General features: G+C 68.9%; 20 protein-coding genes, 1 tRNA gene and 2 pseudogenes. 11 read left to right on the forward strand and 12 right to left on the reverse strand.

The features are described from left to right. Nucleotides 1-188: 188 nt before the first annotated feature. Nucleotides 189-296: pseudogene (locus tag NBX02_RS22975) on the forward strand (hypothetical protein); the annotation flags it as partial. Between the two features lie 28 nt (nucleotides 297-324). Here NBX02_RS22975 and NBX02_RS06935 read toward each other — a convergent pair. The 3 genes from NBX02_RS06935 to NBX02_RS06945 all read right to left on the reverse strand — a co-directional run bounded on the left by NBX02_RS06935 (nucleotide 325) and on the right by NBX02_RS06945 (nucleotide 4251). Then, the gene (locus NBX02_RS06935; protein WP_250290510.1) at nucleotides 325-867 is read right to left on the reverse strand and encodes a hypothetical protein; all 543 of its coding nucleotides are present in this window, start codon (nucleotides 865-867) and stop codon (nucleotides 325-327) included. A gap of 3 nt (nucleotides 868-870) precedes the next feature. Further along, nucleotides 871-1959, reverse strand: a complete 1089-nt coding sequence (locus NBX02_RS06940; protein ID WP_250290512.1) for an ImmA/IrrE family metallo-endopeptidase — start codon at nucleotides 1957-1959, stop codon at nucleotides 871-873. Nucleotides 1960-2070: 111 nt separating this feature from the next. Further along, complete coding sequence (locus tag NBX02_RS06945; RefSeq protein WP_250290514.1) at nucleotides 2071-4251, reverse strand: serine/threonine-protein kinase; 2181 nt, start codon at nucleotides 4249-4251, stop codon at nucleotides 2071-2073. Nucleotides 4252-4414: 163 nt separating this feature from the next. Between NBX02_RS06945 and NBX02_RS06950 the strand changes: the two genes are divergently transcribed. Next, nucleotides 4415-4627, forward strand: a complete 213-nt coding sequence (locus NBX02_RS06950) for a GNAT family N-acetyltransferase (RefSeq protein WP_250284787.1) — start codon at nucleotides 4415-4417, stop codon at nucleotides 4625-4627. A gap of 11 nt (nucleotides 4628-4638) precedes the next feature. On the opposite strand, the gene NBX02_RS06955 is transcribed toward NBX02_RS06950, so the two are convergent. Next, nucleotides 4639-5109, reverse strand: a complete 471-nt coding sequence (locus NBX02_RS06955; RefSeq protein ID WP_250284804.1) for a MarR family winged helix-turn-helix transcriptional regulator — start codon at nucleotides 5107-5109, stop codon at nucleotides 4639-4641. A 112-nt stretch (nucleotides 5110-5221) separates the two neighbouring features. On the opposite strand from NBX02_RS06955, the gene NBX02_RS06960 reads away from it, so the two are divergent. From NBX02_RS06960 to NBX02_RS06970, 3 genes are all read left to right on the forward strand, one after another. Beyond that, on the forward strand, nucleotides 5222-6067 hold the full coding sequence (locus NBX02_RS06960) for an alpha/beta fold hydrolase (RefSeq protein WP_250284785.1): 846 nt from the start codon (nucleotides 5222-5224) through the stop codon (nucleotides 6065-6067). 10 nt (nucleotides 6068-6077) lie between these two features. Beyond that, nucleotides 6078-6884: an alpha/beta fold hydrolase gene (locus tag NBX02_RS06965; RefSeq protein WP_250284783.1), complete on the forward strand. Its 807-nt coding sequence runs from the start codon at nucleotides 6078-6080 to the stop codon at nucleotides 6882-6884. 73 nt (nucleotides 6885-6957) lie between these two features. After that, entirely contained in the window at nucleotides 6958-7305 is a 348-nt protein-coding gene (locus NBX02_RS06970; protein ID WP_250290516.1) for an aldo/keto reductase, read from the forward strand. 125 nt (nucleotides 7306-7430) lie between these two features. Here NBX02_RS06970 and NBX02_RS06975 read toward each other — a convergent pair whose 3' ends face one another. Beyond that, a complete protein-coding gene (locus tag NBX02_RS06975) occupies nucleotides 7431-8669 on the reverse strand; it encodes a PP2C family protein-serine/threonine phosphatase (protein ID WP_445548305.1) in 1239 nt (412 codons plus the stop codon). Between the two features lie 665 nt (nucleotides 8670-9334). Here NBX02_RS06975 and NBX02_RS06980 point away from each other — a divergent pair. Together NBX02_RS06980 and NBX02_RS06985 are read left to right on the forward strand one after the other, a co-directional pair. Continuing rightward, nucleotides 9335-9712 (forward strand): helix-turn-helix domain-containing protein, encoded by a 378-nt coding sequence (locus NBX02_RS06980; protein WP_250284780.1) that lies wholly within the window; start codon nucleotides 9335-9337, stop codon nucleotides 9710-9712. Then, nucleotides 9709-10557 carry an ImmA/IrrE family metallo-endopeptidase gene (locus tag NBX02_RS06985; protein WP_250284778.1) on the forward strand — a complete coding sequence of 283 codons (849 nt, stop codon included), beginning with the start codon at nucleotides 9709-9711 and terminating at the stop codon, nucleotides 10555-10557. Before NBX02_RS06980 ends, NBX02_RS06985 begins: the two co-directional genes overlap by 4 nt. A 103-nt stretch (nucleotides 10558-10660) precedes the next feature. On the opposite strand, the gene NBX02_RS22980 is transcribed toward NBX02_RS06985, so the two are convergent. The 4 genes from NBX02_RS22980 to NBX02_RS07000 all read right to left on the reverse strand — a co-directional run bounded on the left by NBX02_RS22980 (nucleotide 10661) and on the right by NBX02_RS07000 (nucleotide 14918). Next, nucleotides 10661-10792, reverse strand: coding sequence for a hypothetical protein (locus NBX02_RS22980; protein ID WP_445548303.1), 132 nt, complete (start codon nucleotides 10790-10792; stop codon nucleotides 10661-10663). 249 nt (nucleotides 10793-11041) lie between these two features. Continuing rightward, on the reverse strand, nucleotides 11042-12997 hold the full coding sequence (locus NBX02_RS06990) for a hypothetical protein (protein WP_250284776.1): 1956 nt from the start codon (nucleotides 12995-12997) through the stop codon (nucleotides 11042-11044). Next, entirely contained in the window at nucleotides 12994-14172 is a 1179-nt protein-coding gene (locus NBX02_RS06995; RefSeq protein ID WP_250284774.1) for a 5'-methylthioadenosine/S-adenosylhomocysteine nucleosidase, read from the reverse strand. Before NBX02_RS06995 ends, NBX02_RS06990 begins: the two co-directional genes overlap by 4 nt. After that, nucleotides 14169-14918, reverse strand: a complete 750-nt coding sequence (locus NBX02_RS07000; protein ID WP_250284772.1) for an NUDIX domain-containing protein — start codon at nucleotides 14916-14918, stop codon at nucleotides 14169-14171. Before NBX02_RS07000 ends, NBX02_RS06995 begins: the two co-directional genes overlap by 4 nt. 242 nt (nucleotides 14919-15160) lie before the next feature. On the opposite strand from NBX02_RS07000, the pseudogene NBX02_RS22985 reads away from it, so the two are divergent. Further along, nucleotides 15161-15628 (forward strand): annotated as a pseudogene (locus NBX02_RS22985) (Fic family protein); the annotation flags it as partial. Between the two features lie 154 nt (nucleotides 15629-15782). On the opposite strand, the gene NBX02_RS07010 reads toward NBX02_RS22985, so the two are convergent. After that, nucleotides 15783-15855, reverse strand: a tRNA-Arg gene (locus tag NBX02_RS07010). Nucleotides 15856-16180: 325 nt separating this feature from the next. On the opposite strand from NBX02_RS07010, the gene ssb reads away from it, so the two are divergent. The 3 genes from ssb (at nucleotide 16181) to ettA (ending at nucleotide 20999) form a co-directional block, all read left to right on the forward strand. Further along, a complete protein-coding gene (ssb, locus tag NBX02_RS07015) occupies nucleotides 16181-16807 on the forward strand; it encodes a single-stranded DNA-binding protein (RefSeq protein WP_250283523.1) in 627 nt (208 codons plus the stop codon). Nucleotides 16808-17119: 312 nt separating this feature from the next. Beyond that, nucleotides 17120-19069 carry a DUF7846 domain-containing protein gene (locus NBX02_RS07020; RefSeq protein ID WP_250283521.1) on the forward strand — a complete coding sequence of 650 codons (1950 nt, stop codon included), beginning with the start codon at nucleotides 17120-17122 and terminating at the stop codon, nucleotides 19067-19069. A 247-nt stretch (nucleotides 19070-19316) separates the two neighbouring features. After that, complete coding sequence (gene ettA, locus NBX02_RS07025) at nucleotides 19317-20999, forward strand: energy-dependent translational throttle protein EttA (RefSeq protein ID WP_250290518.1); 1683 nt, start codon at nucleotides 19317-19319, stop codon at nucleotides 20997-20999. A 64-nt stretch (nucleotides 21000-21063) separates the two neighbouring features. Here ettA and NBX02_RS07030 read toward each other — a convergent pair whose 3' ends face one another. Together NBX02_RS07030 and NBX02_RS07035 are read right to left on the reverse strand one after the other, a co-directional pair. Further along, the gene (locus NBX02_RS07030; protein WP_250283515.1) at nucleotides 21064-21477 is read right to left on the reverse strand and encodes a globin; all 414 of its coding nucleotides are present in this window, start codon (nucleotides 21475-21477) and stop codon (nucleotides 21064-21066) included. 96 nt (nucleotides 21478-21573) lie between these two features. Then, nucleotides 21574-23223: an alpha-amylase family glycosyl hydrolase gene (locus NBX02_RS07035; protein WP_250290520.1), complete on the reverse strand. Its 1650-nt coding sequence runs from the start codon at nucleotides 23221-23223 to the stop codon at nucleotides 21574-21576. Nucleotides 23224-23319 lie beyond the last annotated feature (96 nt).

Here is a 23319-nt window from a genome sequence, read left to right on the forward strand (position 1 = left end):
GCGTCGGCCGGGCTGTCGACCAGAGGGGAGGTCACCCGGCCACTCTATGGGCGTCCGGCCACCAGCCGCGTCCGCCGGTCCGTACCTGTGGACAACCGGCACCTCCGCGGATAGCCCCCTGTGGACACTGGTCGCGGGCGTCACCACAACGGATAAACCGGTGAAACCCATGGAATCGCCTCGGCCCCGACCTGGAAGTGCTCGACCCTCCGGAGCTACGGGAAACAATGGCCCAAGCCGCAAAGGCGCTCGCCGCCCTGTACAGCCCGCCAACACACGGAACAGCCGGAACGTAAGTCGTGGTCCTCGGCTTTGTGGTCGGTGTCAGGATGCCAGCCATTTGTCGAAAGAGGGCCTGTCCGTGACGCCGGACGAGCTGCCTCGTCGTCGGGCGCGCAGCGTCTGGAGGTAGCCCCAGAGGGTGTCGGCGTCGATCCAGTCCGCCTTCGCGGCGATCTTCAGTAAATGCCAGGTCCTGACGACGTGGATGTTGTTGCGGGTGGCGAGCCGGGCGGCGTCGTTGTCGTCGGTCACGAAGAAGCCGTGAACCTGGCGGTGGATCATGATGGCGAGTGTCTCGGCCTCACCAAGGTGGCGGTGGGGGCGATCGCGGGGGCTTGCGAGCTCGTCGCGCAGGAGTTGGGTGTTCTGGAGTTCGGTCGGATCGGGGAACCAGGGCGGCCCGAAGATGTTCGTGGCCTCGGCCAGCGTGGCGAGACCGGGTTGTCGGGCTGAGGCGTCGCATTCCGCCGCGACAGTGGCGCACCAGCGGCCGTTGCCGTTCGCCAGCCGCTCCAGCAGGTCCATGCGGTTGAGGATCGCGAAGTTGATCAGAACTGTGTTGTCGGGGAACAGGAGAACGGCCACGGTCTACAGGCCCAGCGCCCTGGCGAGGTCGCCAACGTCTGTTTCGGGTACTGACGGTACGTCGACATCGAGCGTGTCCGGGTCGATGCCGAGCATCCAGGCAAGCGTGTTCTTGCCGAGTGCGCCGGACTCGATTCCGGCGAGGTGCGCCTCCTGGAGGGTGAGGGGGAACCGGCGCTGGGCGGCGGCATCCATGCGCAGGGTGATCTCATCGATGCCCGATTCGGCCACCCAGTGACGGCGCAACAGGCGCTGGGTCGGTTGTTCGGCCCACTCGCCCACCACCGGGGGCAGCTGGCCGTTCAGCGCGTTCAGCCGGCGAGCCAAGGCATCGGTGGATACGCCCCACCGCCAGACGAGATCGGCCAGCCCGGCGGCATCGAGACGGTTCCAGTCGATCGCGGCCAGTGAGCCGCGGGGGAGCAGAAGGTCGGCGGCGAAAGCGTTCGCGGCCGCCTCGCACTGGTCCCACTCCGTCCGGGAGAGATCCTGGTCGTGGTGGCCCTGAGTGAGGTGCCCCAGCTCGTGGGCCATTGACCAGTTCTCCCGGAACCAGTTGCCCGCCGCCGGAAGCGCGATCACCCGATGCCCGCCAAGGGTGAACGAGTACGCGGTGGACAGGTCCGCGACCCGGACGACGTCGATGCCGAGACGGCTTTCCAGCCGTTCCGCGAACGGTCGCACGAAATCCGCGCCCAGTGCGGCTCTGATCCCCTCGGGAGTGCCTGGGAGCGCCGGTACGTGCTGCCGCCGCAGGCTGGCCTGCCGGTAGGCCAACGCGATGTCGCGCAGCACCCGGTCGTCGGCGTCGCGTCCGGGCACGTCCCGGTGGCCGGTTTCATGGTCGTAACGGTGCCGGGCCGCGACAACGAGCCGGTTCGGGTCGGGCTGCCCGGTGATCAGCCAGTGGATGTCCGCGTCCAGGAGGTCGGCCAGACGCGCCAGTTCGATCGAGGAGAAAGCCCGCTTGCCGTTCACAGCGCGTGAGAACGCGTCAGGCGTCATCCCGATCTCCTCGGCGATGTCCCGCTGCGGGGTGGTGTGGCGGACCCGCCGGATGTGCTCCAACACCCGGTCCCCGATGCTGTCCATACGGCCAGATTACCTGATCGATTGGGAAAATCCCAACGCCCGTTGTCGTTGGCGGGCCTCAGGTGCCGCCAGGGCGTGACCGCGGGCTCCCAGGGATGTTCGCGGGGCTGGTCAGCCCATGTCCCACAGCCGTATCGCCTCGTCGCTGGAGCTGGCGAGGGTGCGTCCGTCCGCGGTGAAGGCCACCGACCGCACCCCGTTGGTGTGGCCGGTCAGGGGGGTGCCCAGGGGGTGGGGTGCGGTCCGGTCGGAGACGTCCCACAGCCGCACGGTCCGGTCGCCGCCGGCGCTGGCGAGGGTGCGCCCGTCCGGGGTGAACGCCACCGACCACACCCAGCCGGTGTGGCCGGTCAGGGGGGCGCCCAGGGGGTGGGGTGCGCTCCGGTCGGAGACGTCCCACAGCCGTATGGTGTGATCGTCGCTGGCGCTGGCGAGGGTCCGCCCGTCCCGGGTGAAGGCCACCGACACCACCCAACTGGTGTGGCCGGTCAGGGGGGTGCCCAGGATGTGGGGTGTGCTCCGGTTGGAGACGTCCCACAGGCGTATGGTCCGGTCGCCACTGGCGCTAGCGAGGGTGCGCCCGTCCGGAGCGAACGTCACCGAGCCCACCCAGTCGGTGTGGCCGGTCAGGGGGACGCCAAGCGGGTGGGGTGCGGTCCGGTCGGAGACGTCCCACAGCCGTACCGTGCGGTCCTCGCCGGCGCTGGCGAGGGTGCGCCCGTCCGGAGCGAACGCGACCGAGACGACCGTGTTGGTGTGGCCGGTCAGGGGGACGCCCAGGGGGTGGGGTGCGGTCCGGTCGGAGACGTCCCACAGCCGTACCGTGTGATCGTGGCTGGCGCTGGCGAGAGTCTGCCCGTCCGGGCTGAAGGCCACCGACCGCACCCTGTCGGTGTGGCCGGTCAGGGGGGCGCCCAGGGGGCGAGGGGCGGTCCGGTCGGAGACGTCCCACAGGCGTATGGTCCCATCGCCGTTGGCGCTGGCAAGGGTGTGTCCGTCCGGGGCGGAGGCTATCGACTCCACCCAGCTCGTGTGGCTGGTCAGGGGGGAGCCCAGCGGCTGGGGGACGGGGGAGGCCCTGACGCTGAAGGCAGGGGAGTCCTCGCCACGGGAGGCTGTGACGGCGATGGCGATGGCGATGGCGAGCAGCACCGCCGTTGCCGCGGCGGACACGACAAGCGCGGTGGTGCGTGGCCGGCGCGGTCGGCGCCGGGACGAAGAGACCGGGTCAGCATGCTCGGACGGGGCGGACCTGTCCGAGGCCGATGTGGGTGGCCAGGAACGGCCCGCGTCACGGACAATCGTCGGATAGAGATCGCGGTCGGTGGATACCGGGACGGGTACGCCCGGCCTGCCCGGTGGCGCATCCCTCCGCGTCCCGGGCGGTGTCGGTGCCCGCGGGGCGGTAGAGGGCTGGTCGCCGGCGGTGCGGATGTCGTCGTCGAGGCGGAGCCCGATGCCGGTACGGGTGATCCAGCCCGGGCCGAAGGCGCCGGCGGCGGCGTGGGCCAGGTCGAGAGCGAAGGCGCGTGTGGAGGGTGGGCGGTCGGCCGGGTTCTTGGCCAGGGCGTGGAGGACCACGTCGGCGATGAGAGTGGGCACTCCGGAGGGCCGGGCGGGGATGGTGTGCAGGTGGTGCTGCCAGAGCACGGGCAGCGGTAGCTGCGGGTCGAACGGCGGCGCCCCCGAGAACAGTTCGTAGAGGAGCACCCCGAGCGCGTAGAGGTCGGTGGCCGGGCTCAGCCGGCCTTCGGCGATCTGCTCGGGAGCCATGCACTTCGGCGTTCCGATGATCTTGCTGGCGGTGGTGTCGGGCCCTTCGACAATTTTCGCGATGCCGAAGTCGACGACTTTGAGCAGGCCGGTGGCGTCGAACAGGATGTTGTCGGCTTTGATGTCACGGTGCAGGACACTGCGGCCGTGGGCGTAGGCCAGGGCCGCGGCCACGGCCAGGCCGACGGCGCAGGCGTCCTCGGGTGGCATACCGGCCCGGCGGCGGGTCAGGCTCCCCCCGTCGAGAAGCTCCATGACGATCAGATGCAGGCCGTCGGTCGCGGCGTAGTCATAGACCTGCACCACATGCGGATGGCTCAGCGCGGCGAGCAGCCGCGCCTCGGGGGCGAACCCCGCTTCTGCCCCGTCGCGTCCCGCCGCCAGAATCTTGATGGCCACGGGACGGTCCAGCCCGCGGTGCCGGCCGGCCAGCACCAGCCCGAACGCGCCCTGGCCGAGGGGCCCGCCCAGGTCGTAGCCGGGCAGCGCCGCGGCCACCCGGGCCCTGTCGACAATCATGACGTGGGAGCCGCCCCACGCTGGCGGTAACGTCGACCGCGCACCATCCGCCCCCCGATACTCCGCGTACAAGGCGTGATCCTAGCGGTGTCCGACACGGCCGGGTGGCCCGTTCTGCCCCATCCGGGTCGGGCCCGCTCTGTCCTTCGGACGCTACCTGTATATGGATGATCTCTCGACGCTTGGCGAGGCCCGCCGCCAGGGATATGGCCGGCGTCTCCTCGAGTGGCTGTTTGCGGAGGCCCGGCGTCTCGGATGCGGCCAGGTACGGCCGGGCTCCGGCATCGGGCCGGCGCGGACGGACGCCCACCGGCTCTACCTGGACGCGGGTATGGCCATCGCCGCGCACCACTTCACCCACATTCTCACCAGGTAGCCCGGGGCGGTTCAGGCTGGTGAATCGTCTGTGAGTGGAGTCGTGGCTGTGTCGCTGTGGGTTTCGGCGAGGACCTTGGAGACGCGGCTCAGCATCTCGATGAGCTGAGCCTGCTCCGTGGGGGTAAACGTGTCCGCGATGTGTTGCTCGATCGCGCTGGCGACGGCGTCGGCCTGTTCGAGAAGTTGTTGGCCGTCGGGCGTAAGGGTGAGTTCGGTGGCGTTGCGATGCCAGGGGTGCGGCTGGCGGGTGATGAGCTTCTTGGTTTCCAGGTTGGTGAGCACGGTCGCCATCGTCTGGGGCGTGACCAGGCAGGCGCGGGCGAGCGCGGCGGCGGAGATCCCAGGCTGGTCGGCGATGAACATAAGTGCTGAGTACTGGGGGACGGTGAGTCCGTAGGGGCGCAGGGCCGCGGTCTTGGTGGCGATCAGCTCCTGCTCGGTCCGCTTGATGTGCAGGCCGATCCGCTGTTCGGGTGGCATCGACACAGCCAGAGCATACAGTCCCGATCGACAGTGTCTTGGCCATCATCAGAGTTCTGTGTAAGCTCAGGGGACATAACTTGATCTGTGTTCTGGCCTAAGGAGAGCTGCCTTGCCGTCTGTTGGGAGTCGCGGTGCGCTGGACTTCGTCGCGGTTGGCGACGGTCCGGGGGTCGTGCTGGTCCACGGGACCGGCGCCGATGCGACATCGAACTGGGAGCCGCTGATAGATGCCGTGGGCGGCCGTCGCCGGGTTGTGGCGCCGAACCTTCCCGGTGCTGGCGACACGCCGGCGAGCGCTGCGCCGCTCGACGTCGAGGTGCTCGTCGAGCAGCTCTTGGTGGCGGTGGACGCGGGCGGGGTGCAAGGCCAGTTCGACCTGGTCGGGCATTCGCTGGGGGCGGTGCTCGCGGCCGCGGTGGCCGCGGCGGCGCCTGAGCGGGTGCGGTCGCTGTTCTTGCACGCGGGTTGGGTGAGGTCGGGGCCGCGGGAGCGGTTGATGTTCGAGCTGTGGGCGCGTCTGCTGGAAGCTGATACGGCGTTGCTGGCCCGGTCGCTGGTGCTCTCGGCGATGAGCCCCGGGCTGCTGGCCGAGATCGGACAGCGGGAGCTGGGCGAGCTGGTCGCGGGTTTCGAGGGGCTGGTCGATCAGCGGATCGCCGGGCAGATCGAGCTTGACGGCCGGATCGACATCTCCGGCCTGCTCGCGGCGGTCAGGGCGCCGACGTTGGTGCTGGCCAGCGCTGATGACCAGATCGTCCCCTCTCGTCATCAGCGGGCGTTGGCTGGGGCGATCGTCGGTGCCAGCTACCAGGAGGTTCCGGGCGGACACGGGCTGCCGTTCGAGGATCCGGAGCGGTTCGTGTCGATCATCGTCGGCTTCCTCGACGCGCAGCAGGCGACGTGCCAGGCCGACGACCGCCGCTCCAGCGCTCCACGCAAGAGCGCGGCACGGTGAGCGTCCGACGATGGCGACGGTAAAGCTGAGCGACGGCGTTGAGCTGTTCTACGAGGACCGCGGCAACGGCCGGCCGATCGTGTTCCTGCACGGCTGGGGCACGAGCGGCCGTGTGTGGGAGGGACAGGTCGCGACGCTGCACGAGCAGGCTCGCTGCGTGACGCCTGACTGGCGTGGCTGCGGCCGCTCGGACCACCCGGCGCACGGGAACACGGTCGAGACGGTGGCCGGCGACATCCTCCAACTGGTCGATCTGCTCGATCTCCGGGACGTTGTCCTCGTCGGCTCATCCCTGGGTGGGAACATCGCGTTGGAGGCGGCGCTGGGATCCGATGGGCGGATCGCCGCGCTGGCGCTTCTGGACGCGCCGCAGCACTTCTTCGCCGACGGCGTCGACAAGGAGCGGTTCTCGGCCTGGCACGCCTCGATGCGCACCCGCCGCCACGATCTCTTCTACGAGATGGTTGACACCTGGTTCGGCCCGAAGGCCGGCCAGGGTGTCCGCCGCTGGACGTCCGAGCAGCTGTTGCGCTCGGGCTGGTTCATCGACGACCTGCTCGCCGACGCCGCCACGCACGATCGCCGCGACCAGCTCGGCGAGCTGCCTGTTCCCGTCCTGCTCCTGCACGGCCGCCTCGACCGTGAGGTTCCCGTTACGGTCCCGCAGGCCGCGGAGGCGCTACTGCCGAACGCGCGGCTGGTCGTGCTCGAGGACTGCGGGCACATGCCCCACCTCGAGGATCCAGCACGGGTATCCGCAGAACTCGCGCGGTTCCTCGAAGAACTCAGCGCCAAGCCGGAGGCGGCGGGTCGATGAGGACGTCGGTGCCGACACGTGCGCTGGGCGGTCACGGGCTGGTCGCCTCCGCGCAGGGGCTCGGGTGATGGGCATGAGCTTCGCCTACGGCGCCGCCCCCGGCGACTTCCGCCGCAGCCTCCCACGCTTCCAGCAAGACGCCCTCGAGCACAACCTGGGACTCCTGCGTGCCGTCCGCGAAATCGCCACAACCCACGACGCCACCCCCGCGCAGGTAGCGCTCGTATGGCTCCACGCCCAAGGCCCCGACGTGATCCCGATCCCCGGCACACGACGGCGCGAGCGGCTCGAGGAGAACCTTGCCGCACTCGACCTCACCCTCACCGTCCAGGAGATCCGAGAGCTGAGCCAGCTCCAGCCCGAAGGACTGCGCTACCCCGGCATGACGTGGGTCCAACGCGAGACCCCAAGCCCGACATGACCCAGACCACGTCCGCGGTGCACGAGGTCGTATGGGTAGCGGAAACGGATCTGCGGACGGCAGCGGACACACGCGAACGAGCGGAAACCGAGACGACCGGGCGTCCCCTGCCTGCCTCTTCCTGGTTACACATCTGCGCTGGCGAGATGGTCGGCGGTGCCCCCACGCCACTCGACCAGGAAGAGAGTCGCGTCGTCGGTCGTGACCCCGCGCCGTTCTCGCATCAACGCATGGGACAGACCCCGCACCATCTCCCGCACACTTCTGCCCCGGATACTCTCAACAGAGCTGATCAGGCGTTCCTCGCCGAACTGCTCTCCGCCGGTTTCATGCTCCTCGATGAGGCCATCGGTGAAGAACAGTACGCGGTCGCCGCGCCAGAGCGTCTGCTCACTGATCTGCGGTATGTCACCACCGAAGCCGACCGGCAGGGTTCCCGGACTCTCCAGTGCCCGGATGACCTGATGATCGCGGATGAGCAGTGCTGCCGGGTGGCCTGCGTTGACCCACTGCAGGTGGCCTGTTCCGATATCCAGACGCATCATCTGCGCTGTGACGAAGTGGTCGGGCCCGAACTGCTTGTCGATGGCCGCGTCCATGAACATGTAAAGCTCGGCAAGCCCGATATCGGCGCGTCTGGCGTGCCGGTAGGCGCCGATCGCGACCGTCGCCAGCACGGCGGCGTCCAGGCTGTGACCCATCGAGTCGATGACGGCCACGTGCAGGATGTCGTCGTTGAGGGCGTAGTCGAAGCTGTCGCCTGCGATGTTGTAGGCGGGTTCGAGGATGCCGGCTACCGCGACCTGCGGGGTAATCATGGTCAGCGGGGGCAGCAGTGACCATTGGATTTCCGCGGCCACGCTCATCGGTTCGCGGCGCCGGGCCTGGAAGAACTGGTCGGTGTAACTGCTCTTGGTGACCAGTATGTCGGCGACGAGGCCGGCGAGTCGCCGCAGCAACCGCCGGTCGTCATCGTCGACGGTGTCGAGGGTGAGGGCCAGCACCCCCACCTGGTCGCTACCGTCCAGCAGCGGCAGGAACATTCGTATGCCGTCAGCTTGCGGCTGTTCGACGGCCATCGCGCGGAGGAATGCCGTACCGGCCGGGGAGGCGTCGATCGGCTCGGGCTCCCCGACCGTGAGGCTCCGGCCCGGCAGCGGCGTCAGCATCAGCTGCTCATAGTCCTGCAGAAGGATCGAGATGTCCCGGCCACCGATCCTGTTCACCTCCTCCGCGACCAGTGGGGCGATCAGCTGCGGCGGCATCTCGTGAGCACGGTCCAGCAGCACACCCAGCAGCCGCTCGCCGAACCCCTCCGATAGATCCACCATGGCCTTGCGGTAGTCCTGTTCGCCTGCCACCACGGCCACCCCCTCCCTCCCCCTCGCTCTGGCCCCTCATAGCTGTGCGAGCCTCCCTGGGCCGCGTCAGCCGGTCACGTCGACACCCTGCTTCACCCCTGATCGAGGGGGAGGAGGACAGCGAAAGCCCTGGTTCGTGGCGGTGGAGACGAGGGGACTCGTACCCCTAACCTGTCGGCGCAGCTACGAACATGACGAAGGATCTACGCGGAACGAGCCGCCCGATCCCACGTACCCGCCGCGGACGGCCCGGCCGTGTCCATCGAACCCCTTCACGCGAAGATTCGCCGGGCCGGCCACAGCGGCAACACGAATGCCACAAGAACCAGGTAGCCCCGGGGGCGTGTGTGCGGACGCCGGAGCGGTTCAGCCTGCACGTGGCCCAGGGTGGGCGTGCCAGGTGCCGGGGCGGTGGAGTGACTCGCCGTGCGGTTCCCGCCGTGTGGTCGTCCGTGCCACGCCTGAGCCCGGCCGGCGATCTCGCGGCCGGCCCGAAGGTTCGGCGTCCGCGGTCCGCGGTGGTGCTTTGGTCGCGTGATCAGGGCCGTTGAAGGTCCACCAGCCCCGGCGATGCATCTTCGATGCCCGCCGGGGCGGAGAAGCCGAAGCGGATTCGGTGACCTGCAAAGCGTGCGGTTGAACGGGCCGGAACCAGCCGTGAATCGGGTATGCTTGATCTGATTCAAGGGGGTGGTGGTATGGACTCAATCGGTGTGGGTGAACGGATCAGGCACGCCATGAGTGCTGCCCAGCTGACCCAACGGGCCTTGGCTCAGGTCACGGGTATCTCGCAGCCGACGCTGTCCCGGATCGTCGCTGGTGATCGGGTAGCCAAGATGACGGAGATCATCGCGATCGCGGGCGCAACCGGTCATTCCGTGGCGGAGCTTACTGGTGTCGGATCGGTGGCCGACCGTGCCCAGTACGCGGCCCGCGCCACGAACGATGCCGAGATGGCCGCGATGCGCCGGGAGCTGTTGCACTACCTGGATCTGGACGCCTATCTGGATGACCAGGGCATCCCGCCGCTTCCGGTGGTGGCATGAACGCCGAGTCGGACGGGAGGGACGCGGCAGCGCAGTTCCGCCGCGACCATCGCCTGGGGACACAGGCCCTGGGCGATCTTGTGTCACTCGTCGAGCAGACCACCGGGATCGACGTGGCCGTACTCGACGCAGGCCCGGACGAGCACGGGCTCACAGTGCGCGATCCAGTCCGGAACTCGGTGTTCATTGGCGTGGCGCGGACCGACCGGCCCATGCGACAGCGCAGCTCCCTCGCCCACGAACTGGCGCATGTCCTGTTCGAGGACTGGTCGGAGGCACCGGAAGAAACGTGGAGCGAGCGTCGACCGGCGGAGGTACGGGCGGATGCCTTCGCCCGGCACCTGCTCATACCGGCGGAGGGGCTGCGCGGGTTCCTTGGCGACCGCGGTCCTGAGGGTATGGACCTCGCGCTGCTTTCGCAGGTGACGCAACGGTTCCTGGTATCCCCGCCGATCGCCGCGATCGCCCTGGAGCAGGCTGGATACATCACGGAAGCCGTGAAAGTGGAGTGGCGAGCTGTCGCCACGCCGTGGCTGGCGGCCCGGTTCGGCTGGATCGACCAGTACCGTGCCCTGCAGGCCGGGTCCGATCAGCGGCGGGCTCCGCAGCGGCTCCTCGCCCGTGCGATCAACGGCTATCTGGAACACGTTGTCTCCGCGCAGGCTCTGGCCACGCTCCGCGGCATCGAGATCGCGACTGTGGAGACGGAGCTACGCGAGGCAGGCATCGAAGCAGGGGAGCCGCCCCGGGCGTGGACTGACGGCGCCGACCTGCCGGACGTCGACATCGATCTGAGCGGTCTCGACGATGCGGCTGGCGAGTCTTCCCCGGCCCCCACACGGTGACCGTACGGCCGGTCATCGACGCCGGGCCCGCTCTCAGCTTCCTCGCCGTCAACAAGGAAAGGCTGCTCATCAGTGTTCTCGGCGGGGCCGGTGTCGACGACGATCACGCGCTGCGGCGATCCTCGTCGCCCCACGCCTCGCGCATGATTCCCTTGACGTGCTCGCCCAGATCCGGCTCGCCATCGAAGACGGCCGTCGTACGGAACTGACGACGGGGGCGCTCGCCGCGTTCCACCGCCGCCCACTGCCGCAGCAGCCCACGGCTTCGGATAGCCGGTCCTCCGGCAGCGCGTCAAGCAGCTGGTGTGCTTCGTCGCGCATGCTCATGCAGTCAGTGCAGGAGCCCTGCCGGCCTTCGGCCCGGCCACAGACGTAGTTTCCATGCCGGAAAGCCCGACGTCTCGTTACGACCCGGCGGCCCCAGGCATCCACAGACCCCGGCAGCGCCCATCCATCACAGTCGTTTCTCGTCGGCGAGGTTATGTCACCAACCGGACGCCGTCCGCCGGAACCATTTCCTGCCCTCGGCGGCGATTCCTTCGAGGACGTGAATGGTGTGCTGCAGTCCGCCGGCGTCCTGGGTGAGGCTGGCCACCAGCCCAACCGTCTCGCCCGTCGTGATCTCCTCCGGTGAGGTGTCTGCCATCTGCATCCGGAGCACCTGGCCGTTCACCAGGACGATTTCGAGTTTCTGCACATTTTCGGCGTCACGGTCGACGCGAATCAAGGCGACCGAGTCGAAGTGGTAGTTCAGCCGTCCATTTTCGGTGAAACGTCCCGTGGTGAAATCTAGGGTCGACACGAAATTTCGAACCCCGCCGGCGGTGAGGAGAAAGACCGAGATCTGGTATTTGTTGTAACGCCACGGGCCTCGGTGGACTCGCCCTCGTTTACTTGATGCGGCCTGTGTCTCGACGAAGGCGTGGGCGATGACGCTGCTCGCTTTCAGTCGGTAATGGTGCAGCGCCCGGTCGAGGAGTATTCTGCGGTCGCAGTCGAGCCACCGTGCCATCTCCTGATCGTCCGGCCGGTCTGCTAGGTAGGCCTTCCACCGCTCGAATCCTGCCTGTCGTGCCGCCTTGACCTTTTCGTGCTGATCCTGTTCGGCGGCGAATCGCCGCTTCTCGCATTCTTTCTCCAGTCGGGCGATAACATGGATGTAGCTCGCCACAGTGACGACGAATGTTGTTTCCAGGGCCAAGAGTACCTCGATTCCGGCCGTAGCCACCAGTGCCCACAGACCTCCGCCCGCGAGTACGGTGACCCCGACCAGCCCGTACGCACCGAGTTCTGGCACGGCACGCTGCGCTCTGCTCCAAGAGAGGTGGGTCCCGTCCCTCCGCATCTTCTGAATCTGCCATGCTTCGTGCCGCAGCAGCCAGGCGACCCGATTGGCGCCGATCCAACGCTCCCAGTAGATGCCGATGATCTCGTTGGCGATGCTGCGCCGCGCCCTGGCCGTCCACTGCAGCCACTCGGCGGGGGTGACACCACTCGGTGGGTATCTGGCCACGTAGTACTCGAGATCGCGATTGATGCTTTTCGCGAATGTTCCGGAGGACTGCAGTGCATCGGCTTCGTCTTCGATGTACTCGATCTTCCAGGACACCCCGTGCCGGACGGCGATAATGCCGATGGCGAGAATCAGCATGCACCCAAGCATCGTCCACGTCCGTCCGGCTGTCGTCAGGCGCACGGCGACGTTTATGGCCCAGGCGGCGAGAACCACCACCGAAACCGTGGCGCGCAGCCGAGTCTCCCTGGAGATGTCGACGGGGCGTGGAGGGCGCGTCCGTGGTTCGGCTGGGTTCGGGTGAAAAAACTTCTTGACCCGGTCAAGACGTGCGTTGGCCATCTGCTCGTCGTTGGCTTGGGCGATGGCGCGGTTCCACACTTCATCCTCGAGTGGACCATCGAGGAACTGTTCCATGTGGCGGAGGATCATGCCCTTCTGCTGGTCGGGCAGAGTATCGAGCTCCTTGAGTGCCACCGTGATGTCGGTGTTCCTGCCTTTGGCTGCGTCCATCAGCAGGAGCACCACACGCAGGCCCTGTGCCCAGGGGTCATCGCCCTGCTCGGGTTGGTCTTCCTGTAAGTCGCGTAGCTGCCTGGACTCGTCGGCTGACAGTTCGTCCCTCGACCGTCCGCTGACCAGTGCCAGCAGCCAGTGGAAGCGCACTCGGTCAGACTTCGCGGAGCTGACCACGAACTCGCGCATGAGCTGGCGTGCCTGGTCGGCCATGCGCCCGTCCAGGTGGCGGACACCGGCCTCGAACTTCTCCGCCGGACTCGCATTGGGGGCGACCGTGTACTGGTGGACGCCGCCGTGGACGACGCCGGCCTGGACTCCGACCTGAGAGGAACCGTCGGCGATGTTGGAGGACGAAACCGGGCTGGGCTGGGCGCCTGACCCGGAGGAGAAACCCCAGTCGTCGGTCACGACAATCCCTGCGCTATGGTGATGGCCACACCGATTTTCGTGGCGAGGTCGGCCACGTCACCGATCAGCCCACGGACCTTCTTGAGGGCGACCAGCAGCGCTCGGCGGGTCGCTGGTGAATCCGTCTGGAGTGCCTCGTCAGCTGCGGCGAGCTCGGCTTCGGCGACCGCGTAGGTGTCCTCGTCCACGGTTCCGGCGCTGCGTGCGTTCTGCAGGTCGTTGCGGAAGCCGACAAGCGCCGCCGACAGGTCCGCCGGGACTTGCTCACCGGTCGCGCCGATGGTCACGCCCCCGTGCAGGGCTCCGGCCTGCACACCAACTCGGGCGTTCCCCGACGCGGTGTTGCGGATGTTCTGGTTCGGTACCTGCATGGTGGATCTCCTCCCGATCCTCGTTTCCGCGGTATCGGTCTTTCCGATGTCCACGGCCAGTTCCTCGGCGAGTGCCACGGCGAACGAGGCCGCGTTCGCCACGGCTCGCTGCTGCCACAGGTGGCGGTCGGTCGACTCCTTGGTGCCGTCGGCGTGGTCGCTGACGCCACGGATCACGATCACGGGCAGGGAGCTGTTCAGCAGCCCGGCCTGGCTGGCTCCCGCGCCTTCCATCTCGATGGCGAGTGCGTCGTTGTAGTGGTCGTGAAGCCAACGGGCCAGGGCCGACACGGTGGAGTTCAACACCACCTCGCCCGCCGCGATCGGCCCGAAGTGCACCTGTGGGAGGGAGTCCGCTTTGACTGGCGGCCGGGCCCAGCTTCTCGTCCGAGACAGGTGGCGTGCGATCTGTTCGGCGCGGTGCGAGAGCGGCCACGTGCGGGGTCGCCCCCAGAGCCCTTCGTCCTCGCTGGTGGCGCCGTGGAAGGCGTAGACGTGAGTGCCCACGACGACGTCACCGAGTGCGATATGGCGATGAAGGCCGCCGGCGACGCCGACGAAGAGCAAAGCCGCCGGTGCAAACTCGGCGATGGCGCGTTCGGCGAGCACCGCTGCCGACTGATTGCCTACACCGACGTGTGCCAGCGCCACCCGGCATTGGCCGCCGGCCAATCGGCCGACCTCGAAACGGGTTCCCTGCGGATGGCGGTGCAGCCGCGCGTCTACCAGATGTTCATGAACTGCCTGGTACTCCAGGTCGAGAGCCGTCAGGACGACGATCGGCCGGGTGTTCGCCACGCTCATCCCTCCTCTTCCGGGTGCGTGTCGGCGGCATCTGCCGCAGGGGCGACGGGCCGGGTGATCGGTGGTGAGAGGACGGAGCTGAGGCCTGCTCGGAACAGGCGGGCGGGCCGCCCGACAGTGATCCGTTGCTCCCTGCCCACCGGAACGATGAACCCGCTGGCTTTCTGGACCTTTCGGTAGAAATTCCTGGGGTCGAGTGGCGTCCCCCAGACCGCCTCGTACACCTCCTGGAGATCACCGATGGTGAAGGCGGGACCGCAGAAGGCGGTGGCAAGTGCTGAGTTCTCGAGCTTGACCCGGGCGCGTTCGACGCCGTCCGTGATGATTCGACGATGGTCGAAAGCGAGAACCAACTCGCCTGAGAGGACTCGGTTCGTCGGCTGCCAGCTCGCATCCGCGGCGTCCGATCCTGCGACCGGTTCCGGCAACCGCGGCGTGACGGCAAGGTAGGCCACCGAGACAACCCGCCCCCGCGGGTCACGGCCGGGCTCGCCGTAGACGCCGAGCTGTTCCAGATACAGGCTCCCGGCCTCGATGCCGGCCTCCTCGGCGAGCTCCCGCCGCGCCGCCGTCCCGAGGTCCTCCTCGACGTGGGCCAGGAAGCCACCCGGGAGCGCGAACGCACCTTGGTACGGCTCGATCGCACGTTCGATCAATAGCACCTGCAGGCTCGTTCCCCGCAGTGTGAGGATCACGAGGTCGACGGCGAGCGGAACTTCTGGAGGCTCCCACGGATCATGAATCACGCTGCAAGACTAAATTTTTGTGTCGACGACAGGAATAACTGTCGGCAAGTGGACAGTCAGGGATGGCCCACCGGGTCGATGCGGTCCGGGCGTCTCGAACGACGGAGGTGCCTAGGGGCGCCGGGGCGCCATGGGTGACACGGCGTACGGGCCCCGCGGTGTGGTCGCCCGTGCCACTCCCGAGCCCGGCTGGCGATCTCGCGGCTGGCCCGAGCGTTCGGCGTCCGCGGTCCACGGCCGGCGCGTTCGAGGTGGGGCTCGGCCGTCCCGGCAACGCCTGGGAGTACTACCGCGAACTCGCCGACCAGGGCCCGACATACCTTCCCGACCAGGACATCTCCGGCTGGATCCGGTTCAACCTGACCCGTCTATCACTAGTAGGCCCAGACCGTGGGCCTGCTCGACCGCTCCGGGCGGGTCTGGCGCGCGCTCTCAGAATTCGCCGAGACCTCCGGTCTGGACGAGCGGGTGGTCACGGCCTTGCACGATGTGGCCATGGCCGGGCGCGTCCGCCGCTCACGCTACGAGCATGCTGAGAGCCTGAGCCTGCAGCAGACGCAGCGCAACCTGCGTGATCTCACCACCGCACAGGTCCTGGAACCGGTCGGCCGAACCCGCGCCCGCTACTACACGGCCGGCCCCGCTTCCCACCGCCGGTGCTCGACGTCGCACGCACGCCCATGACCTCGAGGAACCCGTACACCAGCTGACAAGCAACCCGCCGGCCCGCCGAGGCCCGATCGGTGGTCACGGCCGCGTCAGCGCTTGAAGCTTCCTCGGCTGTCGCCGTCTTCGCCGTCGAAGGCGCGTCCAGAGCTGCTGGCGCGGCGGGGAAGATCTGTCCGCGCAATACGCGGATATCGGTGCGCCCGGCAGGGATCGAACCTGCGACCTGGTGCTTAGAAGGCACTCGCTCTATCCGCTGAGCTACGGGCGCGCACCACCATTGTGCTGTCTCCTGTCGCGATCACGTAGTGCGGTTACTGGTGATAGCGGAATGAGACCAAATGGGCACTTTGCGTGTTTGGTCCGATGCTCCTTCGGTGGTCAAAGCTCTCACCCTGCCATGGCGAGGGTGGATCGCGCATCCGTGCGGCTTCGCGCCTGTGGATGGATGCGGTTTGTCCACAGGTAGCGGATCGCGGGTGCCAAGCCGGCCGCGGAGCTGGAGAGTGTGAGACGGGACGTAAGGGGCTAATCAGGTCACAGCCACCGTCCGCCACACGGAACCAGGCCGGCTACCCCATGATCCGGGAGGAACCATGATTGAGGCATCGGTCACGCTGCTTGGCAACCTCGTCGACGACCCCGAGCTGCGCTGCACGCAGAACGGGAACTTCGTCTGCTCCCTCCGCCTGGCCAGCACGGCGCGCCGGTTCGACCGCACGCAGAATCGCTGGGTGGACGGCCACAGCGTCTTCATCACCGTCACCTGCTGGCGGCACATGGCGGAGAACGTCAGCGCGTCGTTGCGCAAGGGGGACAGGACGCTCGTGGTCGGGCGGCTGCGGCAGAGGTCCTTCGAGACGCACGAGGGAAACCGCCGGGTCGTCTACGAGGTCGATGCCGACGCCGTGGCGGTCGATCTTGCGAGGCAGACCGCGGAGGTCCGGCGGGTGGTACGCGCGAGCGGGGAGAACGGGGGCGGCCAGGCCGCGGGTGAGGCGGCATCGGCACGGGAGCCTGTTGGCACGCGTGACGGGGCGGATGAGCCCGCTGGCGGGGATGAGGCCCGCTTCGATACCGGCACGGGGTACCGTGATGGAAATCGCACGGACACGGCCGAAGAGGGGCCGTTCGGCGAGTCGTTGCCCAACGTCACTGCGCCAGCGGCAGAGTTCGCCGATATATCACCATCGGTGACGGTTCTCGATCCGGCCGCGGCATGATGTGGCTGCTTCGGCGGATCCGAATTGTTCGTTGTGTCGGCTCCCTGCCCGTGTGGACGCGGACCCGTACCCGGCCGGTGCGGAAGCTGTCGGTAGCGTCAGTCCGTGACCAGTACGCGGGGGGCCGAGACGCCGATGCCGATCCGAGCGCCACAAGGGCAGACGGATCTGTCCCGGACGGACGGCGACGCGCCGGGTGCGCAACCCACGGACCCGTCTACAGACCAGCACGCGAAGCTCTCCGGTCGATATCCGCCCGACCACGGGTTGCCTGGTCAGCCGGATCGCGGGCCGGGGCGACGGGCTCCGCTCGTGGCTGCGCGGTCGCGGTTGGCCGCGGTATCCAGGCCCGGCTGGACGGTTGCGGCGGCGGCCCTGCTCAGCGCCGTCGCCGCGATGCTGATCAACCGGCATCTGTTCCCCTACCTGTCGATCAACAACGACGAGGCGCTCTACCTGCTGCAGGCCCGGACGTTGGCGGGAGGCGACCTGTTCCCGTCGGCGCCACCGTCGGCCGACTCCTACGCACCGTGGCTGGCGGTGGTTACCGACGGTCACTACGTGCTGAAATACACCCCTGTGGTCGCCGGATGGCTGGCCATGAGCCTGGTGATCACGGGTGGGACGGCCACGGCGCTCGCTCTTGTCGCGGCTGCCGCGGTCGGGATGACCTACCTTGTCGGGGTCGAGGTGCTCGACGACCGGCGGGCCGCCGCCGTCGCCGCCTGGTTGCTGGCTCTGTCACCGTTGGTGCTCCTCCAGAGCGCGATGCTGCTGCCGTACCTGCCGGTGCTCGTCCTGTCCGAATGCGTGGTGTTCGGGCTGCTCCGTGGCCTGCGTACCCACCGTCGGGTGCCGCTCGCCGGGGCCGGGCTGGCACTGGGGCTCGCGGCGGCGATACGCCCGTACGACGTTGTGCTGGTCCTCGGCCCGTTTGCGCTGTGGGCGGTGTGGCGGGGCGCGCGGGGACGGCGGTGGTGGATGCTGCGCTGGGTGGGCGCGGGGCTGGCCACTCCGGCCGCGCTGCTGCTCAGCTACAACGCGGCGGCGACGGGCAGCCCCTTCCAGCTTCCGTTCGCGCTCCTGGAGCCCGAGGACAAGCTGGGCTTCGGGGTCCGCCGGCTGTTCCCCACCGACACCGCCCACCACTTCGGGCTGGTCGAAGGGCTCACCGCGATCGGTGATCATCTGTGGCTGCTCGGCGCCTGGGCATGCGGCGGCGCCGTTCTCGCGGTCCTGTCGGTCGCGACGGTCGTCCGCCGGCGGGCGTCCGCACCGGCGCTCACCATCGGTGTCGGCAGCCTGCTCCTGATCATTGGGTATGTGGCGTTCTGGGGCGCCTGGAACGCCGCCGAACTGTGGGGCGGCACCCGCTACATCGGCCCATTCTACCTGATGCCAGTGCTGGTCACGCTCGTCCTGTTCGGAGCCCGCGGGCTGGTGGACATGGCGTCGGCGTGGCCGCGTACCAGCGGTCTCGTCGCCGGCGCGGGTCTTGTCCTCAGCGGGTTCATCCTGGTCGTCGCGCTGCGGGACAACATGGACTTCACCCAGCGTGATCGTGATCTGTTGAACATGATCAATGCTCGGCCTGGTCACACACTGGTCATCGTTTCGGCCGACCCGGCCTTTCTCATGCACCCGACGTCGGTGGTGGCCAACTCGCCGGCGCTGGATGGCCAGGTGCTGTACGCGGTGTCGCGGGGGCAGGCCGACTTGGACGTCGTCGCCGACCATCCGGACCGGTCGCCATACCTGCTCAGGCTGGCCCTCGGTTACAACCGGACGCTGTCATCGCCGTCGGCGGCGTGGCTGGAGCGCCTGCGGGTGGTCGACGGCGCGAGCGTCGCCGTCGGCGTCAGCGCGTCGGTACCGGCCGGCAGCCGAGCGGCCCGTATCGAGGTGACCGCGGACGGCAGACGCAGCTCCTTCCCGATGAGCCCGGACCGGCCACTGGCCAGCCAGCTCACCATCAGCCCCGGCGGGGTGGACACGACCGGCCTCGGGCCCCGTGCAAAAGTCGGTGATGTTCCGGCCGCGAAGGATCGTGCCGCGAAGGATCGTGCCGTGGAGGATCGTTCGGTGACGCTGAAGGTGTTCTACACCCCGTCGGGAGACGGTCGTGAACGCCTCCTCGACCAGGTGGACCTGCCCGTCCGGGTCGATTCCAGGCGGGGCACGGTCAGCGTCCTGGTGTCGGAGAGCCAGGCCGGCGCGGTGGGATCGGGAGTGACGCCGACGATCCGGCTCAGAGCGAGCTGACAGGCGAACCAAGGGCTGCTGACAGGCGAACCGGGCCGCAAGCCGGCCCGTCTACGAGATGCGGGGTACCGGCGGACCGGGGCTGTGATGGGCCGGACAGCGGCGGGCTGGGCAGGCGGGCGGCGCACGGGGCGGGGGGTGGCCGGGCGGGCCGCGGGTTATGGCCGTCCCGCGGTATCCGTCCGAATCCACCCGGTCAGTAGGTCCGCCGGACGGACAGGCCCACCAGACCCATAAGGTTGACCGCATGGCGCAGTACGTCTTCCAGATGCGCAAAGTGCGCAAAGCCCACGGCGACAAAGTCGTTCTTGACGACGTCAGCCTGTCCTTCCTGCCCGGCGCGAAGATCGGTGTCGTCGGCCCGAACGGTGCTGGCAAGTCGTCGCTGCTCAAGATCATGGCAGGTCTTGACCAGCCGAGCAACGGGGACGCGACGCTGAGCCCCGGTTTCACCGTCGGCATGCTCGCGCAGGAACCGCCGCTGGACGAGACGAAGGACGTCCGCGGCAATGTCGAGGACGGCGTCCGGGAGATCCGCGCGGTCCTCGCCCGTTATGAGGAGATCAACGAGAAGATGGCCGCGCCGGACGCGGACTTCGACTCCCTCCTCGCCGAGCAGGCGGCCCTCATCGACAGGATCGAGGCGGCGAACGCCTGGGAGCTCGACAGCCAGCTCGACCAGGCGATGGACGCGTTGCGCCTGCCGCCCGGCGACGCCGACGTGACCAAGCTGTCCGGCGGTGAGCGGCGCCGGGTCGCGCTGTGCAAGCTCCTGCTCGAAGCCCCCGGCCTGCTCCTGCTGGACGAGCCCACGAACCATCTGGACGCCGAGAGCGTCGCCTGGCTCGAGCAGCATCTGGCCCGCTACGCGGGAGCCGTGCTCGCTGTCACCCACGACCGCTACTTCCTCGACAACGTCGCCGGCTGGATCCTCGAGCTCGACCGTGGTCATGCCTATCCGTACGAAGGAAACTACAGTACGTATCTGGAGACCAAGGCCGCCCGGCTCAAGGTCGAAGGCGGCAAGGACGCCAAGCGCAAGCGCATCCTCGCCCAGGAACTGGAGTGGGTGCGCTCGAACCCGAAAGCCCGCCAGGCCAAGAGCAAGGCGCGGCTCTCCCGGTACGAGGAACTGGCGGCCGAGGCCGACAGGGCGCGTCCCCGCGACCTTGAGGAGATCCAGATCCCGCCCGGCCCGCGGCTGGGAAGCGTCGTGATCGAGACGAAGAAGCTGCGCAAGGGCTTCGGTGACCGGCTCCTCATCGACGACCTGTCGTTCTCGTTGCCCCGCGGTGGCATCGTCGGCGTGATCGGCCCGAACGGCGTCGGCAAGACCACCCTGTTCACCCTGCTGACCGGCCAGGCGGCCCCGGACGCCGGTGAGCTCACCATCGGGGAGACCGTCAGGATCTCCTATGTGGACCAGGATCGTGCGGGCCTGGACCCGAAGAAGAACGTGTGGGAGGTCATCTCCGACGGGCTCGACCACATCGTCGTGGGCAAGATCGAGCTGCCCAGCCGCGCCTACGTGTCGTCGTTCGGCTTCAAAGGGCCCGACCAGCAGAAGCCCGTCGGTGTCCTCTCCGGTGGGGAGCGCAACCGGCTCAACCTCGCGCTGACCCTCAAGAAGGGCGGCAACCTGCTGCTCCTCGACGAGCCGACCAACGACCTCGACGTCGAGACCCTGCGTTCACTGGAGGACGCGCTCGGGGAGTTCCCGGGCAGCGCGGTGGTGATCTCGCACGACCGGTGGTTCCTCGACCGTGTCGCCACCCACATCCTCGCCTGGGAGGGCACGGACGCCGACCCGGCCCGCTGGTTCTGGTTCGAGGGGAACTTCGCGGACTACGAGGCGAACAAGGTCGACCGCCTGGGCGCCGAAGCCGCCCGCCCCCACCGGGTCACCTACCGCAAACTCACCCGGGACTAGCCGCTGTGCGGCCGTTGGTGGACATGGGCGGAGATCCTGGCGGGCACGATCGTGCCCGCCAGGATCACTCCGGGCGGTTGACCAGGGAGCCGGCGGCCATCGTCAGGTAGTCCCAGAGGGGCTGGAAGTGCTCCGGGGGCAGGTTCAGCTCGTCGACGGCGGCCCGCATCCGGACCAGCCAGGCGTCCCGCTGGGCGGGGCCGATCGCGAACGGCGCGTGCCGCAGCCGCAGCCGGGGATGCCCGCGCTGCTCACTGTAGGTCGACGGCCCGCCCCAGTACTGGACGAGGAACATCCGCAGCCGCTCCTGCGCGCCGGAGAGGTCCCCCTCCGGGTAGAGCGGGCGCAGCAGCGGGTCCTCGGCAACCCCCGCGTAGAAATGGGCTACCAGCCGGCGGAAGGCCTCCTCGCCTCCTACCGCGTCGTAGAAGGTGTCTGTCGGACGGGCCGCGGACGGTTGCTGGGTCACAGCGACCATTGTGCTGGACGGATCGTGGGCGGCGAGCCCGATGCGGCCAACGGCATTCTTTCAGATCATCGGTTGCCGCCCGCCGCATCAACCGCATCAACCGCATCAACCGGGGTGCGGCGCGAGCCAGACCGTCGTGTCCGGGGGGAGCGTGAGGGTGGTTCCGTCGTAGCCGACCGGGCTGCTGGCCAGGACGAGACGCCCCGGTATGACCAGGTCGACATCCGTGCCGGCGGTGGACATCACACAGGTCAGACCGGTCGCGCCGGAGAAGGGGCCCGGCGGTGTGCCGGGCGGGCCCGGTGGGGACGGGCGGTCGAAGGCCAGGACCGTGGGTGGGGTGTCGTCGCGCCAGCGCAGCAGGCCGGCGCCGAGCATGGGCAGCGCCCGCCGTAACGCCAGCGCCCCGCGCGCCAGGACCAGCGTCGACAGCGGGTCGGACGCCTGCGCGGCGGCGGCCAGTTCGGCCCAGCCGTCGGGCTGGGGGAGCCACGGTGGCACGCCGTCCGCGCTGAACCCGTACGGCGCCTCCCGCCCCGACCAGGGCAGCGGGACCCGGCAGCCGTCCCGGCCGGGACGGCTGTGCCCGGAGCGCTCCCAGACGGGGTCCTGCCGGTGTGCCGGCGGCACGTCCACCTCGGGCAGGCCCAGTTCGTCGCCCTGGTAGAGGAAGACCGGGCCGGGCAGCGCGAGCAGGGTCAGCAGCGCGGCGCGGGCCCGGCGCAGGCCGCTCTCGCCGCTGCCGTACCGGCTCGCCGGCCGGGTGACGTCGTGGTTGGCCAGCACCCAGGTGGTGGGCGCGCCCACCTCGGCGGTGGCGGCCAGGTCCGCGGCGATCGCCGTCCGCCAGGCCGGCGCCGACCAGGAGGCGGCCAGCAGCGAGAAGGCGAACGTCAGGTGCAGCTCGTCGGGACGCACGTAGCGGGCCAGCCGCCGGGGGTCGGCCACCCAGGTCTCGCCGACGAGCACCCTGGCCTGCCCGTCGCGGCGGCGGTAGTCCTCGACGATCGCGCGCCAGCGCTGGTAGATCTCGTGGACGCCTTCCTGGTCCCAGTGGTGGGGCTCGGCCCGCTCGCGGAAGAAGGGGATGCCGTCGGACGGGGGCGGCGGGTTGTCCGGCAGCAGGTCGTTCTTGATCAGGCCGTGGGTGACGTCGATGCGGAAACCGTCGACGCCGCGGTCGAGCCAGAACCGGACGGTGGCGTCGTGGTCGTCGCGGACCCTGGGGTGCCGCCAGTTCCAGTCGGGCTGTTCCGGGGCGAACAGGTGCAGGTACCACTGGCCGTCGGTGGCCCTGGTCCAGGCCGGCCCGCCGAAGACCGACACCCAGTTGTTGGGCGGCTCGTCGCCGTCCGCGCCGCGTCCGTCGCGGAAGATGTACAGGTCCCGCTCGGGGGAGCCGGCACCGGCCGCCAGCGCGGCGCGGAAGGCCGGGTGGGCGTTGCTGGAGTGGTTCGGGACGAGGTCGACGAGCACCTTCAGCCCGTGCCGGTGCGCCTCGGCGAGCAGCGTGTCGAAGGTGGCCAGATCGCCGAAGAGCGGGTCGACGGCACGGTGGTCGGCGACGTCGTAGCCGTGGTCGGCCATGGGGGAACGGTAGAACGGGGTGATCCAGATCCCGTCCACGCCGAGGTCGCGCAGGTAGGGCAGGCGGCTGGTGATACCGGCGAGGTCCCCGACCCCGTCGGAGCCGGAGTCGGTGAAGCTGCGGATGTAGACCTCGTACAGCACGGCGTCGAGCCACCAGTCACCCATGGCCTCATCCAATCCGAGGGACCTCATCCAGTCCGGGGGATCCGCCGCAGTCCGGCGTCCTCCCGGCGTCCTCGTCAAACGTCGTCAAACGTCATC

This window comes from Protofrankia sp. CiP1_Cm_nod1 (genome assembly GCF_920888515.1).
Lineage (GTDB): Bacteria > Actinomycetota > Actinomycetes > Frankiales > Frankiaceae > Protofrankia.